Here is a 14695-nt window from a genome sequence, read left to right as displayed (position 1 = left end):
GTCAGTTCGCCTGCAGCTCCGTCAGAGGGATCTTCACCTTGTTGATCGTCTTGCCGGTGCGCGAAACGAGGCTGAGGGTGACGCTGCCACTGCCGCTGGGGTCGTACTCAATCAGCCCGAAATGGTGAACGTCCGCAACCGGGCCGATCGTATCGTACGGGCTCTCCGGGGTGTCCTCGTCCGCACCATAGACGTTCACGCCCATACCGGACGCCGTCAATTCGTACAGCGGATAGGGCACGCCGCGGTGGATAACGCCGATCTCGCCCGTGTGGCGGTCGCCGGCGATGAAGACGATCCCCGGAATCTTCTCCTGGTTGAGCCAATCGAAGAATTCCTCGCGCTCCTGGAACAGGCCCCAGTGCTCGTACTTGTGGATGTTGGAAAGCATCTGATTGCCGTCGATGACGAGTTTCACGGGCGCGGTGCTGGATGCGAGGCCCCTCTTCAGCCATTCGAACTGCTGGCGCCCCAACATGTGATCCAATGGCGGATCGGAGGTGTAAGTCCCGTCTGAAAGCTGACGCTTCTTCGGGTTGCAGTTCTCTCCCCCGCCGCAGTCCCGGTAGTAACGGTCATCCAGGAAGAATGCATCCACGGCCCCGAAGGTCGCCCTGAAGTAGCACCCGGGGTTGTCCGGCTCGCCCATGGGAGGATTGGCGAACGATTCCCCCAGGGCGATCAGTGCGATGTCTTTGAAAGCGAAGTTCCCGCCGCTGTCGTTTGGCCCGAAGTCGTGATCGTCCCAGATGCAGTAGACTGGAACGGTCGAGAAACGCTCCTCCACGCCGGGGACGGAGATCATCCCGTCGTAGTACTCGCGGAAGAGCTCGAGCACCTGCTCGTCCGTCATTCCATCGTAGTCGGAGTATTTCCCGGGGAGATAAAAGCGGTCGCCGATCATGAAGAAGGCATCGAGCTTCTTCTGCTTGTTGAGGCGCTTCCATACCTGGTGGTTTGCGACGACGTTCTTTTCGCCGCCCGCGTACTCGGTGATCTCGTCGCTCTTGAAGTTGAAGCAGGACCCGACTGCGAATCGCATCGGAACGCGCTCGCCCGGACGCGGCATCGTGCGGAAGGATCCGATCTCTCCGCGAATATCGTAGAGGATGTACTTCTCGCGCGGTTGCAGAACATCGAATTCAACGATGGCGAAGCGTCCGCCCTCGCGAGTCGTCTCGAAGGTGCGACGCTGCGCGTAGGAATCGTCATCGCTGATCAAAGTGATCTGCCCGATGCCCGGTTCATCCGTCCGAATCGCGACCGCTGCCGTGCTCCAGGTGGTGGAACCGATGATGATCGATTCGATCGCCGGACCCATCGTTGGCATTCGGCCGGTGTTTTGCCCACCGGCGCAGCCGGCCAGAATGGCAATCAATGTCAGCACAAAGCAGAGGCGAGCTACTCGCATCATCGTCTTGGTCCAATCGAGCGGATTATCCTGCAACCAATTGTTAATCGGAACCGAACAGCGACTCGGTGGGCAAGACATTCTCATAAGTGGCAAGGGTTCCATCGACCATGCGATCAGCGGTGAAGCGCTCGGCAACAGTCTGGGGGCCGGCCTCGGCAAAACGCGTGCGGCGTTCTTCGTCTCCCCACAAATCAACAATCGCGGCGGCGAGGGCTTCGGAATCCTGCGGCGGAACAAGGACGCCGTTGTGTCCATCCTCGATGACATCCGGAATCCCGCCGGTCCGACACCCAACCGCCGGCAACCCCATCGCCAGCGCATCGATCAGCGACGTGCCGAGCCCTTCGAGCTTGCTCGGCATGCAGAACAGATCGAGCGCAGCGAGACAGCCGGGCACGTCTTCCTGCCAGCCGGTCAGGACAACGCGATCGGCAATCCCGAGAGCCTCCAGGCGCTCTTCCATCGCGGGGCGCAACTCGCCCTCCCCGACGAAGACAATCTTCGCATCGGGTAGTTTCTCAAGCACACGCGGCGCGGCTTCGATCAGGTTCAGCGGATCCTTGTGATCCACGTATGCGCCGACGGTTCCGATTGCAGGGGTGTCGGCGGAGGCGTTCCATTGGCTGCGCCATTCTTCACGACGCGCTGCGGCTCCATCGAAGCGACTGAGATCGATGCCGCTCGGCACTATGTCGATGCGCTTCGCCGCGACGCCGCCGGCGACAAGCACGTCGCGAACGCCACTCGAGATCGCGATGAAGCGAATGCAAGGCGCGGTGTACTTCATCCGGCTGAACGGGTTGGACTTGATGGCGAAATCCACGCGCCGGGTCACGACAATATGCGGCGGTGGGCGCCGCCCGGCAGCCCGGAGTGCAAGCCCGTGCGCATTGCCGGTGTGCGCATGCAGAATTCCAATGTCTTCATCGTCGATCAATTGCCGAACGATCCGCACGGGCTGCGGAGCCCAAAACGGCCCGGGGGGAACTTCATGGACGGAGTAGCCCGCCTCGCGCGCGCGACGGCCGAACTCGCACCCGGTACGCGCCACGACAATCTGTTCGATCCCTCGCCGCCGCAATCCATCCAGCAGCAGCATGACCTGATTCTCCCCACCACGGAAACCCTTCTCCGTGTCGAGGTGCATGACTTTGGGGATCGGACGGGCCATGGGAAGTCGTCAGCCAATGCCTGAGTGTGACTCTACAGAGAGAGCCTGACGGATCGGATTCGGGTGGGCAATGGAATCTGTCGAAAGAGGGTGTTCTTAGCTACGTTTCAGCCAGCGCAAAGTCCGCTTCATGACGTTGGGCTTCCAGGGCTTGCACTTGCCGGCGAGCAGGATGCGCCCCAAGTCGGCCAGATCGGCCGGGCGCTCCTCCAGAATGGTCCCGCCCCCGGCGACCTGGTCTGGGTTGTGGGCGTCGGACCCGCCCGTCTGGATCAAGCCGTAGTCCTCGGCGAGCGGCACGGCTCGGGATTCATGGCTGTTTCCATAGCGCCCGTTCCATGTTTCCGCGACGCGAATCGGATAATCGGCGATCTTCTCGCAGAAGCCCCAGCGCGGTTGGCCAACGTGAGCGGCGAGGCAGAAACCACCGGCTTCATCCAGCATCCGAAGCACCTCGGCCGGGTCGATGCCGTCGGCGATGTTCTCGGTCAATCCGTAGGCGAGCAGATCGCCGCAAATGATCCCGTCGACCGCCGTGCGGATTTCCTGTCCGGAGGCCAGGAAGAAGTCCTCCGGCACGCCGGCTTCACGACGCAGGTCGGCCAGCTCGTCCGCCGTCCAGACCGTATTGTGATCCGTAATGACGACGCCGGAGAATCCCGCCTCGACGGAGCCCTGCAGCAGTTGGACGGCCGGCAGATGCCCGTCGTAACTGTGCTCCTGGGTATGGCAATGCAAGTCGAACAGGATCGGATCCACGGCGCGGTCCTCTAAGAAAAAAAGCATGCTCGTGCTTGGAGACAATCCGAGCACGAGCATGCTTGGAAATCCAGCCGATTCTGTGGCTTACTTCGCCATCGCAACGTCGAACGCCTTGCTGGCTTCGCCGAAATAGAGGCTCATGTGCGGGAACGGAATCTCGATCCCTTCCTCGTCGAAGGCCTTCTTCAGGCGGCGGCGGTACTCGCGGCCGACGCCCCACTGGAGAATCGGCTTCGTCTTGATGCGGCACTTGATGACGATGGAGGAATCGCCGAAACTGTCGACGCCCATCATTTCCATCGGCTCCAGGCACTTCGCCTTCCATTCCTCTTCGGACTGCATCTCTGCATCGACGCGCTTCATGACTTCCATGACGTGATCCAGATCCTCTTTATAAGCAACGCCCATCTCGAGCATGAATGCGCTCCAGTCCTTCGTCATGTTGCTCAGCTTCGAGATCGTGCCGTTGGGAAAGACGTGCAGCGTGCCGGTACCATCGCGCAGGACTACCGTCCGGACGTTGATGTCCTCCACCACACCGCCGGTGCCATTGACCAACGCAACGTCACCGACCCGAATCTGGTTTTCGATCAGCAGGAAGGCACCGGCAATCAGGTCGCGGGCCAGGTCCTTTGCGCCAAAGCCAATCGCCAGTCCAAAGACGCCGGCAGTGGCGAGCAGCGGCGCAATATCGACGCCGACCTGCTTCAACAGCATCAGCGCGCCCATGAACCACAACGCAATGAACGCGACTTTGCGGACGAGCTTCTTCAGCGTGTTGATGCGCTTCTCGATCTCGTTGTTGCCAGGGGCTTTCTTTTCCAGCGTGCTTTTCAGGTAATGCTCGAAGCGCGTCAGGATGAGGCCCAGCAGGATGTGCAGGACGAGCAGGAAGATCAGGCTGAGGGCGAACTTCGGTGCACCCAGCATCAGCCTTTCAAAGAACGTCGAAATCATCTCTCCAATATTATCCATTTCGTGGAGTCCTTTCAGCCAGTTTGTGAATGGTCACCGCAATTGCAAGATAGGTTCCGAGCCCCAGATATTGGCGCTCTAAATGGGCTATATTACACAAAGAGCCCCCGGTATTGGCCGGGGGCTCGTAGTTTTGTCCAGGTTTTGGAACTGTTTACGAGGTCAGCAGCTCGTTGACCTTCTTCATCACCGCAAACGCGTCGGCGACGTAGAGCACGTCTGCTTTACCCTGGGCCCAGCCGCAGTTGGCGTCCAGGTTGATGGCGCGGCGCTCGGTGATGAAGCGCCAGCCGACGGCGTGGGGCTCTTCGCCGTGACAACATGACGCGAGTCCCTTCGGGTGGCGCGGCGTGGCGCCGGTCTGACCAACCTGGTTCAGGTGGGTCAGGAAGGACAGAACTGCTTCGCCTTCGCCGGACTGGTCGACGAGCGACTTGCTGCTGCCGAGCGATGCGCCGGCGCCCTTCACAAAGCCGAGGATCGTCTCTTCCGCTTCCTTGACGTGGGACTGGCCATCGGCCTGTTTCTTCGTCCAACCGGCGCCGGCCACAAACAGCAAATCGGCGTCGGGGCGAATCGTCTGCGCGTCGGCGGCGGGCGCAACGATGCCCTCGACGCTGGTGCGCTTCGAGCCATCGGCCAAAGCGACTGCAACATTTTCGATCGAGGCGGTGCCTTCGGTGCCGGTCAACGGAGCGAATGCGCCCGGGTCGATTGCGATGACCCAAGGGCGAACGTCGCGCTGCACGCGACCCATCATGCGCTGGCGATAGTACCAGCGATTCACAACCGGCGCGCCGCCTTCGACGGCGAGGCCGGTCACGTGCGAATCGACACGACCGCCTAGGCGATAGGCGACGCCGGCCAGCACGCGGTTCATCCGCATGGTACCGGGCGCGACGATGTAGTCGGCGCCGGCGGCCTTCGCGATGGCTTCCGCCGCCGCGGCATCGGTTGCGTAGCGCGACGCGGCGAAGTCCGCACCGGCAACGCCCAGAATCTTCTCTGCACCGCAACCGGCAACGGCATTGGCCGCGGATGCGATCTCGCCGCCGAACACGCCGACGACAAGAGAGCCGCCCAGGCCCTCCGCCAGAGACTTCGCAGCCCCGACGGCTTCCAGGCCGGACTTGGCCAGCGAGCCATCCTGCTCGCTGTGCAGTAGTACGAGAACCTTACTCATCGGTCATTCCTCCAGGAATTCGTCGGGATTACTTGCGGATCCATTCCACGATTTCGGCGGCGATCTGATCGGCCGGCATGTCCTTCACGATCTTCGTGTCGCGACGCTGCTGCGGCTGCTCGACGCTGGCGAACTTCAGTCCTTCGGACTTCACCTGGGTCGGCTTGGCCTTCTGCAGCGACGGCATGATCGTGCGCATGTTCATCATGCCGATCTGCGGGTTGTTCGGAGGCTCGGGGAGGTTGCCCGTGGCCCAACCAAGAACCGCCGGGGCACCGGCGCAGACGCTGACCTGGTGCTTTCCGCCTTCAACGCGTTCGTAGACCTTGAAGGACCCATCGGCCTGCACGTCGATCTGGTCGACGGCCAGGAACTGGTCGGCGATACCGAGGATCTCGCCGACGACCTGCATGGTCGTGCCGGCGCCGCGGCTGGCCGACTCCCAACCGCCGAAGACAAGCAGTTTGCTCTTGTCGAGGCCGGGAATGCCTTCGATCGCTTCGGCGAGAAGCGCAGCCACTTCGGCCGACTCCGTGAAGCCGCTGGCGGGGCCGTCGAGCGCAACGAGTTCAAACGGCACCTTCTGCGCCATGGTCATCATGACCTGCTGCAGCTTGGCCTTTGGCCCGAGGCTAACGAGGGTGACTTTGCTGCCGGGGTTCTTCTTAGCGAGGTTGGCAGCTTCGTTCAGTGAGTGCCACGCCCACGGATCAAGGACCGCGGGCAGCATCATTTCATTCTTCAGCGCCGGACCGGTTGGTCCCATCTGCGGCGCCAGCGTCTGCAACGGATCGGGAACGATCCCGCCGCAGACAACGATCTGGAGTTCGCTCATCGTGTGTGCTCCCTTTATTCTCAGTTAGTTCGATATCCCTCGCGCGGTGTTCACATACGAGGGGCTTGTCTTCCGATTTGTCCTTCTCAGTTCTCCGCCGAGTGCAATCCGCCGGCGCCGGCTTTGAACTGGATTCCGCCCTTCTCCGGGTTGGCCGGATCGTGCGTGGCGCAGTTCCACAGGCACGCGCCGCAGTGGACGCATTTCTCGCGGTCGAACAGCGGCACGCCGCCGTCCGGGTTCGTCGTGATCGCCTGGCCGGAACAAATCTCGACGCACACCTGCGTCCCGCACTTCTCGCATTCGCTCGGATACAGGAACACGACGTGGTCGGCGTAACCGCCGGGCGCCTGAACTTTGCCGCCCTTCAGCAGTGCGTCCTGGTGCGACATCAGGATCTGGCCGTCGTATTCGATCTCCGGCCAACCGACGCGATTCATGAGTTCATCGTGCAGCGACTTGCCGGCCTTCTGGCAATCGGCGCGAAGGTTCGCAATGCCGTCCGGCGAGATGCGGCCCTTGTAGTACTCTTCCGGCGTCGGAACGCGCTGGTAAGGCGAACGTCCGTCGCCCGACATGTTCATCTTGCCCTTTGTGAAACCGGACATCGCCATGCCGATCATGCCACGCAGGAAACTGCGTTGGAATCCATCGCGCGCTTTCTCGGCCATGCGGCTTTCTTCTTCGAGCCAACTCTCGCGGCGACGTTTCACGTAGGTCGCCTCAAGGTTTTCCTTCGTGAATTCCTTGCCCTCTTTCATCAGTTCGAGAACGCCGTCGGCCAACTGTACGCCGGTCATCCACGCTTCGTCGACGCCGGAGTTCGTCAGCACGTTCGTCGAGCCGCTACCTTCGCCGATGCGGGCAAAGCCGTTGCCGACAAGATGCGGTTCGCCACGACGACCGGATTCCTGAATCGTCTTCGCGCCCCAACTGCGCATCGTGCCGCCCTTGAGGTGTTTCCAAAGCGCGGGATGCTGCAACCAGTGCTGCAGGTAGCGATAGGTGCTGCGCACGGGATTGTCGAACCAGGACGGCACAAAGATGCCGGCCGATGCGACCTTGCCCGGATAGACGTAGAGGAAACCGAAGATCTCCGGCTCGGGGAATCCGAGCGTATGGATCACCGTCCCCACTTCCAACTCGCACGTTTCCGGCAAGTCGATGACCATCTTCATGCCAACGGCCCAGTCGTGATGATGGTGGCCTTCGGGCATTCCAAGCGCTTCGTCGATCTGTCGCCCGACCGGACCGATCGGGCCGTCCGCGATGACGGTCAGGGGCGCTTTGATCTCCATGCCGGGCATGAAGCCGGCATCCGGTTCGCCCTTCTTATCGACGCCCTGGTCGATCAACTGCACGCCGGTCACGGCGCCGTTTTCGATCAAGGGTTTCTCGACGGGCGTACCGGGCCAGATCTGCACGGCGCCGGAGGCCATCAGTTGACCGCCGACCCACTGGTTGAACTGGCCGAGAGATGCGAGGAAACCGTCGTGCTTTTCCATGAATGCCGGAATGTAAGGCACTTTGAAGGCATGATCCTTCACGGGCAGCATCCACTTGAGGGCCTTCAGCGTTCCATCCGCGAGCCGCATCGAAAGCGGACGGCGGCTGGCACCGATCGGATCCATCAGGTAGAGCAACTGCTCTTCCTTCACGGGCGCGGCCATCGGGATTTCATCGAGATTCAACTCGGGGAAGGAGCCCTTGATTGCGCGACCGCGAGTCACCACGCCGGACACGCCGAAGCCAAGGTCGTCGGCGCGCTCGTAGCAGATTACCTGCGGCGGCATGCCGGGCATGACTTTGCTATCGACGGCGGGTGTACCGTCCTCGTTCACCAGGCCCTTCGAAAGAGTCGTGAGAAAGCCGCCCATGGCCGGACCGAATCCAACACAGACGATATCCAGATCCATGCTCTGGCGTTCGATGGAGGGAGCTTGTTCAGGTGCAGATGCTTCCATGCAAAAACGTCCTGTGTGCGAAGAGATTGTGGACGGGGTGAAAAGCGATGGGACCGCCGAACTTCAACTCGGCCGATTGGCTGAGTTGGGCTCGGCGGTCACCAGCGAGTGTTCTTACAGCGGGTAGTCCAACGCCTCGGGGATCATGATCTGGGTCAGTGCGTGCGCGGCATTGTCCTTTGCCAGGCGGCAGCCGGTCAGGCAGCCGTCGAGCTTCACGCGAAGACGCAGGAACGGGCGGATGTCGCGGTTGCAGGTTACGCACGGGCCGGCCTTCATCGGGTGGCTTCCGTCGTCGCCTTCAACATCGTCGATTCCTGCTCCACCGCCAAAGCCCGGCACCACGGCGCCAATCGCTTCGACTTCGCTGTCCGTGAAGCAGCAGTGCCCCTGGTCGTCCCACGCGGGATGGCGGTTGTAACCGTGGATCAGCTCGGCGCAGATGCGGCCGACTTCACCCGCGGCGGCGCCGCACTGAACGTGGCAGAGATCCTGGTAGAAGTTCACGATGCCTTCGAGACCTTCTGCCAGCACCGGGTTCATACCGCCCTGGTCTTCAACCTTCATTGTGTCGAGGACCAACTGACGCGCGGCAAGAAGCCAGCACAACGCATCGGCCAGCGGGAACGTCACGCCCTGGCGAGAGCCGTGGTACAGCTTGTTGCCGTCGGCGTCCTTCGCTGTCTGCAAGTGATCCAACGTCCACAGCCACATATCCATGGCCGAGGCCAGGGTGCAGGCGCCGGTGCCCGGACGGGCCGCGGAGATGCGACGCATGTCGCGCGTCCAGCGCTTGAACTGCGCGATGAAAACCGGCGACAGCATGGTGACGCTGAGCTGGCGACGCTGCACGGCTTCGGGGCCTTCATAGGTTGCTTCAAGCTGCGAGTCCATCCACTTCTGGAAGAGGAAGCCGGGGCAGTCCTCGGTGATACCGTAGCCGCCCATCAGGCTGATCGCTTCGCGAAGAACGCGCGCGCCATGGCCCGTGTTCCACAACTTCGTGCCTGGGCAAAGGACGTTCGCGACCGCCTCGGTCAGCGAGTAGCGCGTCATCAGATCCGGCTCGGCCGGCGCGGCATCGCCCTTGTCGCACGCTTCGAGATACTCGAGCGCCTTCTTTTCCGCGGCTTTCAGTTCCTTCATGACAGCGCGGCGGCCTTCGATGCCGTTCTCTTTGAAGTACGCTTCCTTCTCGCGTTCGATGGGATCGAACTCGTCGAAGACGCGGGCGGCTTCGAAGCCGAGGGCCGCGGCTGCTTCGCCGGTCGCCCAAACGTCGACGAGGCGATGCAGCGCATCTTCCTTCATCTGGATGCCGAGTTCATAGCGCGGCGAGCCGGGCTGGCCGCTGGAGCCGCCACGGAAACGCTGACGCTGATAGCGCATAACCGGCTCGATCGCCGACAGCAGCTTGGCCGCGGTCATCAGGCCGACAGTCACGCGGGTGCGCTTGAAGACGGATTCGATCACCTGGCTGTGATTCAGATTCGGAACGATGACGCCGTCCTTGATTTCGTAGCCGCCGATGATCCGGCTGGCGGGAACCTTCATGTTGAACATCGGGTCGCGCGTCGAAGAAAGCTGGTGCACCATCTTCAACGTCGGTGCTCCGCGATCGAACGTGCCCTCGTCGCCCTCTTCAAGGATCACCATGCAACTGCCCTTGATGCGTTCGTCGTCGGAATCGACGGCGGCGGTCACGATATTCGCGAAGTCCATGTTGGTAATGAAACGGCCGCGCTTCTCGACGTGGAGCATCGGCTCGGCGCCGTCTTCCCACTTGTCGATGCGGACCTTGCCACTCAGGACGCCGGTATCAACACCGACGTAGGGAAGGGGCTCGGTCAGCGCAAACGCGGCGCGCTCGGCTTTGCGATCTTCGCCGGGCTGCGGCGGGATGCAGCGGTTGAGATACTCGCTACGCTGCTCGGGGGTGCCGCACTCGTGAATGGGCGACAGACCCAGATTGCCCGCGAGACTTCCGGTCGCAGCGCCAGCATCGACCCAGGCCAGCTCGAACGCGATCAGCGCGAGCACAAGATTCTTCGGACCGTCGATGTATCCGCCGTACTCGGTGTCCATGAATGCTGCCGTGATGCCCGACTCGTCGAACGCCTTCAGCAGCTCATTCTTCTCGGGCGTCCACTCGTGGCTGTTTCGGGCGCCATTGGCGACGAGATGAGCCACTGGGCCGCGGGCCACGGAGCGGACCGCCTGCACGAGCATGTGCAGTTCGAAGCGGTCGGCAAAGCTCCACATGACCTGGCGCAGATCGTCGCCGGGCAGGGTACTCATCGCGGCCCTCGGGGCCTTTTCTGAGGTCGTTGCCATTATCTTATTCCCTCATGCTTATAATTGCGGTTCTTTGATAGTGGACAAATATAGTCCGGGTTGGCCGCTTTGTTTGGCTAGATACGTCCCAAGCTCCGGGGCAAAGGCAACCCAAAAAACGGATTCCCGGTGTCGAATTGGATAATTACCGGTGTAAACGCAAAGTCATCCGGGCAGCTACTCTTTGGCCATCTTTCCGGTCGTGAAAGCCAGCACCACGAGCGAAACCGCCGAGATGATGAGCACCAGGATGAAGGCTTGGCCGTCGCGGCCGGCGTTCATCAGGTCCCAGATCGCAATGGCGGCGGTCTGCGTGCGCTTGGGCAGGTTGCCGGCAACCATGAGCGTCGCCCCGAAATCGCCGATAGCTCGGGCGAAGGCGATCGTCGCCGCGGCGATCAACGGCGTGCGGATTTGGGGAAGCTGGACGTGAATCAAGAGGCTCCAACCGCTGGCCCCATCGATGCGGGCGGCCTCCACGACTTCTGGATCGGTCTGCGAGAAAGCCGCGGCCAGTTGGCGGGTCACGATCGGAACGGTGGCGGCGCTGGCGGCGAGAACAGCGGCCTTGAGAGTGAACACCAGGGGCGACCCGAATGCGGCCTCCCAAACCTGTCCGATCGGACCCCGCCGGCCAATGATAACGAGCAGGTAGTAGCCAAGAACCGTGGGAGGCAGGACGAGCGGCAGCAGAACCAGGGCCTCCACCCACCGGCGGCCTGGGAACTTCGCATGGGCCAGCGCATAACCGATCAGCGATCCCAGCACGACCGAGATCACGGTCGCGGAGATGCCGACTTTGAGCGAAATCCAGACGGGGTGCCAGTCGACCTGGCGAAGAAGTTCAAGCCAATCCAAGTGGGGTCCTCGTGGGCGGGGAGGCGCTCGGGGCGCCGAAGCGTTATGTTTGACGAAACATAACGGGTCGGGGGCCTGTCAATGTGGATCGGGTTCGGAGGGCGCCAGGCGGCTCTTGATGAGTTCGATGTGGGGGGCGGCTGCGGCGTGGGCAGCGCGCTCGGCGGCCCGGTAGGCGGTCACGATTTCGCGCCCGAGATCGGTCAGCTGCGCGCCACCGCCCTTGCGCCCTCCGACCTCGCGCTCAACGAGTGGCTCTGCGAAGGACTCGTTCATGGCCTTCACCAAGGACCAGGCGCGTTTGTAGGACATGTCCATCTCGCGGGCCGATTCCGCGATCGAACCCGTTTCTTCGATCAGCTCAAGCAGATCTGCCTTCCCCGGCCCGATGGCGATTTCGGGCCCGGCGTATAGGCGAAGACGCACGGCGAATGGATCGCGAGGCATATTTCAGAAGCCACCCTTCTCGGCACAGGGGAGTGACAAGTGGCGAGTGACGAGTGGCGAGTCCATATCAGGGACGTCCTGTGGGTTCAGTTGGCCGCTCTCTTGCCGGGAATTATACATCCTTAATGGGCGGCTCGGGCTTTTCTTCGCCCCAGATGCGATGGCGATTCTCGGAGATGACTTTGTAGATCAGGTCGGCGGACTCCCGAATTCCTGGGATGTCCATGGCGCGAGACATGGCCTTTCCTGCTTCGCCGCCGATCATCTCGGCGATGTCGCGTAGAGCGCCGACGCCGGTGTGGACTCTTCCGTCCCGGTGGATCAGGTGAATCTCTTCGTGCGCGCGCTCCCAATCGATGCCGGCGAATCGTTTCTGGACCTTCTCGTCGTGTAAATCGAGCCAATCGATGCAGCCATCTTTGTCCAAAGCCATTAGCTGGTCGGTGGACTTGCTGCAGAATTTGCACGATCCATCGTAGAGCACCACGGGCTTGGCGAGAAGCTTCTTGCTGTCGGTCATATGGCTGCCTCCTGGAGGGATGCCTTCGATTTGTAAGCGGGAGACGATTCGTCGTCTTCGAGGCCGCGGACAACATACTCGGCGGGGTCCTTCATGTCTGTCGGAATCGCAAGCGCCGCCAGCATCGCCACGATCGCGACTTCGACCTGCGTGTCGTCGGGCGGGCGCGTCGTGATGCGCTGGAACTTGTATCCGGGCCAAAGGAACGCGGCGCAGATCGGGTTCTTCGGTCGACGGGCGCAGAACTTCATCAACTCAAACGCCGTCCCTGCGACCAACGGCAAGGCGAGTATGTGGCTGCCAAAGGTGATGAGCTTCTTCTCCCAGTACGGGAAATCGGGGAAGCCGCTGATTCGGGTAGAGAGGAACGCGGCAATCAGTGCAAAGAAGACGATCGAAACGAACACGACGACGGCGATGAAGGTCGTGCCGCAACGCGGATGCAGCGTGTCGTGTGCCTGCGCTCGAGCGACGGTGACTTCGCGCCCTTCCTCGAGTGCCAACACGGCCTTGTGCTCGGCGCCGTGGTACTCGAAGACGCGCTTGATATCGCTGTTCCAGGAAATCACCCAGACGTACAGAAACAGGATCATCGCGCGGAACGAGCCGGCGATCAAGTTGTAGACAATCGGCGTGTTCTCTTCCGCGAAACCCATCGGGTGCAGACTGTCCAGCCAGGGGCCAATAACGGGGAGTTTGCCGACGAGAGTGGTCAGGACGTTCGGCGCAATGACGACCATCAGGACAACGATCGCGAGACTCAGCAGAATCATCCCGACGAATCCCGCGTGCTTGTAGGCGTCCTTTGCAGAAGTGGGAAGATTCGTCGCCGGTTTCTCCTCGGCCTCTCCTTCGCCGTGCGGGTCGGTGCCGGCGTGGTTGGCTTCCTGTCGGGCCAGATCTTTCTCGAATTCCTCGGCTGACCAGCGCAGCGATCGCGTGCCGATGGCCATCATCTCCACCAGCGCGACGGCACCGCGGATGATCGGCAGCTTCAGGAAGGCCCATTTCCGGGCCAGCGGCTGGTAGGGGACTTGGCGCACGATGATGGCGCCGGTGCTGCGGCGCAGCCCAACGGCGTAGCCGGTGCGCGAGCGCATCAGCACGCCTTCGATAACAGCCTGCCCTCCCATCTCAAGGATTGGCGTGCCGCTGACGTTTTCATGAGGTGCGCTTTGAGGCATTCGACTCCGTTTCCTTCCCGTTCTGGTCCCTTCTCAGACAAACTGCGTGCCAACATCGATGACGCCGCCATTTACGAGGGCATGGGCGTCCATTTCCTTCTTTCCGGCGGGCTGGGCCCGCGTGACCAGTACCAGTCCGCCGTGGCCGGTCTTCACGACGAACCCTCGGTTACGCAAGGTCTCCACGACCGTGCCTTCCGGAACGGCCTTGTCTTGCCAGTCGGTCGACACCCAGGTCGGATCGACGGCTTCCATGCCGGTGATCTTCAGCGCCTGACCCTTGTTGAACGTCGTATGGGCGCCGGGCCAGAGCTGGAACCCGCGCACCATCCAGATGATCGATTCGGCCGGCTTCGACCAATCGATGTGCGCATCTTCGCGGTGGATGAGCGGCGCCATTGTGGCCTTGGAGTCATCCTGAGCCTCGGCGTGCGCATGGCCGTGCTCCTCGATCATGTCGAGGACCGTAATCATCAGATCGGCGCCGTAGACGCTCAGCGTCTCCATCATGCTGCGCGCGTCGTCATCTTCTAGAATGTCGACAGAATGGCGCGCCAGCACCGGGCCCGTGTCGAGTCCCTCGTCGATCTGCATGATCGAAACGCCGGTGGTTTCCTCGCCGTTGACGAGCGCCCACTGGATCGGCGCCGCCCCGCGGTATTTGGGCAACAGCGATGCGTGAACGTTCAGGAACCCGTGCCTGGGAACTTCGAGGAGCTCCTTGGGCAGGATCTTGCCGTAGGCAACCACCACGGCGACATCCACGCTGAGATCGGCGAGCTGACGGCGGAACTCCTCGCCGCGGACGGACTTTGGCTGATGCACGGGCAGGCCGGACTGCTCGGCCAGGACCTTGACGGGCGGCGGGGTCAACTTGCGCCCACGCCCGGCAGGTTTGTCGGGCTGGGTCACAACGGCCACGACCTCGTGGCTCGAGGCGAGCAGGCGCTCCAGCGTGATCACGGCGAAATCAGGGGTTCCGAAAAAGGCGACTTTCATTGCATCTCCGTCAGGGCAAAGTCCGGCTGCGAGCCGGCAAGCAGCCTAA

13 protein-coding genes are annotated in these 14695 nt (G+C 62.0%); all 13 read right to left on the bottom strand.

What is annotated here, in order from left to right; all coding sequences use genetic code 11:
- Nucleotide 1: 1 nt before the first annotated feature.
- The 13 genes from KQI84_13740 to fmt all read right to left on the bottom strand — a co-directional run bounded on the left by KQI84_13740 (nucleotide 2) and on the right by fmt (nucleotide 14646).
- Nucleotides 2-1414 (bottom strand): alkaline phosphatase family protein, encoded by a 1413-nt coding sequence (locus tag KQI84_13740; protein ID MCB2155940.1) that lies wholly within the window; start codon nucleotides 1412-1414, stop codon nucleotides 2-4.
- Nucleotides 1415-1454: 40 nt separating this feature from the next.
- Complete coding sequence (locus KQI84_13735) at nucleotides 1455-2585, bottom strand: glycosyltransferase (GenBank protein MCB2155939.1); 1131 nt, start codon at nucleotides 2583-2585, stop codon at nucleotides 1455-1457.
- 96 nt (nucleotides 2586-2681) lie between these two features.
- Nucleotides 2682-3371: a PHP domain-containing protein gene (locus KQI84_13730; GenBank protein ID MCB2155938.1), complete on the bottom strand. Its 690-nt coding sequence runs from the start codon at nucleotides 3369-3371 to the stop codon at nucleotides 2682-2684.
- Between the two features lie 60 nt (nucleotides 3372-3431).
- On the bottom strand, nucleotides 3432-4322 hold the full coding sequence (locus tag KQI84_13725) for a mechanosensitive ion channel family protein (protein MCB2155937.1): 891 nt from the start codon (nucleotides 4320-4322) through the stop codon (nucleotides 3432-3434).
- Between the two features lie 154 nt (nucleotides 4323-4476).
- Complete coding sequence (locus KQI84_13720) at nucleotides 4477-5505, bottom strand: electron transfer flavoprotein subunit alpha (protein ID MCB2155936.1); 1029 nt, start codon at nucleotides 5503-5505, stop codon at nucleotides 4477-4479.
- Between the two features lie 28 nt (nucleotides 5506-5533).
- Nucleotides 5534-6340 (bottom strand): electron transfer flavoprotein subunit beta, encoded by an 807-nt coding sequence (locus KQI84_13715; protein ID MCB2155935.1) that lies wholly within the window; start codon nucleotides 6338-6340, stop codon nucleotides 5534-5536.
- An 86-nt stretch (nucleotides 6341-6426) separates the two neighbouring features.
- On the bottom strand, nucleotides 6427-8256 hold the full coding sequence (locus tag KQI84_13710) for a 4Fe-4S ferredoxin (protein MCB2155934.1): 1830 nt from the start codon (nucleotides 8254-8256) through the stop codon (nucleotides 6427-6429).
- Between the two features lie 162 nt (nucleotides 8257-8418).
- Nucleotides 8419-10602 carry an acyl-CoA/acyl-ACP dehydrogenase gene (locus KQI84_13705; GenBank protein ID MCB2155933.1) on the bottom strand — a complete coding sequence of 728 codons (2184 nt, stop codon included), beginning with the start codon at nucleotides 10600-10602 and terminating at the stop codon, nucleotides 8419-8421.
- Between the two features lie 213 nt (nucleotides 10603-10815).
- Nucleotides 10816-11496, bottom strand: coding sequence for a molybdate ABC transporter permease subunit (gene modB / locus KQI84_13700; protein MCB2155932.1), 681 nt, complete (start codon nucleotides 11494-11496; stop codon nucleotides 10816-10818).
- Between the two features lie 78 nt (nucleotides 11497-11574).
- On the bottom strand, nucleotides 11575-11943 hold the full coding sequence (locus KQI84_13695; GenBank protein MCB2155931.1) for a LysR family transcriptional regulator: 369 nt from the start codon (nucleotides 11941-11943) through the stop codon (nucleotides 11575-11577).
- 112 nt (nucleotides 11944-12055) lie between these two features.
- Nucleotides 12056-12463, bottom strand: a complete 408-nt coding sequence (locus tag KQI84_13690; protein ID MCB2155930.1) for a DUF393 domain-containing protein — start codon at nucleotides 12461-12463, stop codon at nucleotides 12056-12058.
- On the bottom strand, nucleotides 12460-13647 hold the full coding sequence (locus KQI84_13685) for a DUF1385 domain-containing protein (protein ID MCB2155929.1): 1188 nt from the start codon (nucleotides 13645-13647) through the stop codon (nucleotides 12460-12462). Before KQI84_13685 ends, KQI84_13690 begins: the two co-directional genes overlap by 4 nt.
- Before the next feature lie 33 nt (nucleotides 13648-13680).
- Entirely contained in the window at nucleotides 13681-14646 is a 966-nt protein-coding gene (fmt, locus tag KQI84_13680) for a methionyl-tRNA formyltransferase (GenBank protein MCB2155928.1), read from the bottom strand.
- Nucleotides 14647-14695 lie beyond the last annotated feature (49 nt).

Source organism: bacterium, from assembly GCA_020444065.1.
In the GTDB taxonomy this organism is placed as follows: Bacteria; Sumerlaeota; Sumerlaeia; order SLMS01; family JAHLLQ01; genus JAHLLQ01.
This window is presented reverse-complemented; position numbering and strand designations above follow the sequence as displayed.

Excerpts from the sequence above, each read along its gene's own strand:
- KQI84_13735 (MCB2155939.1), bottom strand. The coding sequence starts at position 2,585 with ATGGCCCGTCCGATCCCCAAAGTCATGCACCTCGACACGGAGAAGGGT.
- KQI84_13710 (MCB2155934.1), bottom strand. The coding sequence starts at position 8,256 with ATGGATCTGGATATCGTCTGTGTTGGATTCGGTCCGGCCATGGGCGGC.
- KQI84_13725 (MCB2155937.1), bottom strand. The coding sequence starts at position 4,322 with ATGGATAATATTGGAGAGATGATTTCGACGTTCTTTGAAAGGCTGATG.
- KQI84_13740 (MCB2155940.1), bottom strand. The coding sequence starts at position 1,414 with ATGATGCGAGTAGCTCGCCTCTGCTTTGTGCTGACATTGATTGCCATT.
- KQI84_13695 (MCB2155931.1), bottom strand. The coding sequence starts at position 11,943 with ATGCCTCGCGATCCATTCGCCGTGCGTCTTCGCCTATACGCCGGGCCC.
- fmt (MCB2155928.1), bottom strand. The coding sequence starts at position 14,646 with ATGAAAGTCGCCTTTTTCGGAACCCCTGATTTCGCCGTGATCACGCTG.
- KQI84_13715 (MCB2155935.1), bottom strand. The coding sequence starts at position 6,340 with ATGAGCGAACTCCAGATCGTTGTCTGCGGCGGGATCGTTCCCGATCCG.
- KQI84_13730 (MCB2155938.1), bottom strand. The coding sequence starts at position 3,371 with ATGCTTTTTTTCTTAGAGGACCGCGCCGTGGATCCGATCCTGTTCGAC.
- KQI84_13685 (MCB2155929.1), bottom strand. The coding sequence starts at position 13,647 with ATGCCTCAAAGCGCACCTCATGAAAACGTCAGCGGCACGCCAATCCTT.
- KQI84_13690 (MCB2155930.1), bottom strand. The coding sequence starts at position 12,463 with ATGACCGACAGCAAGAAGCTTCTCGCCAAGCCCGTGGTGCTCTACGAT.
- KQI84_13720 (MCB2155936.1), bottom strand. The coding sequence starts at position 5,505 with ATGAGTAAGGTTCTCGTACTACTGCACAGCGAGCAGGATGGCTCGCTG.
- KQI84_13705 (MCB2155933.1), bottom strand. The coding sequence starts at position 10,602 with ATGAGTACCCTGCCCGGCGACGATCTGCGCCAGGTCATGTGGAGCTTT.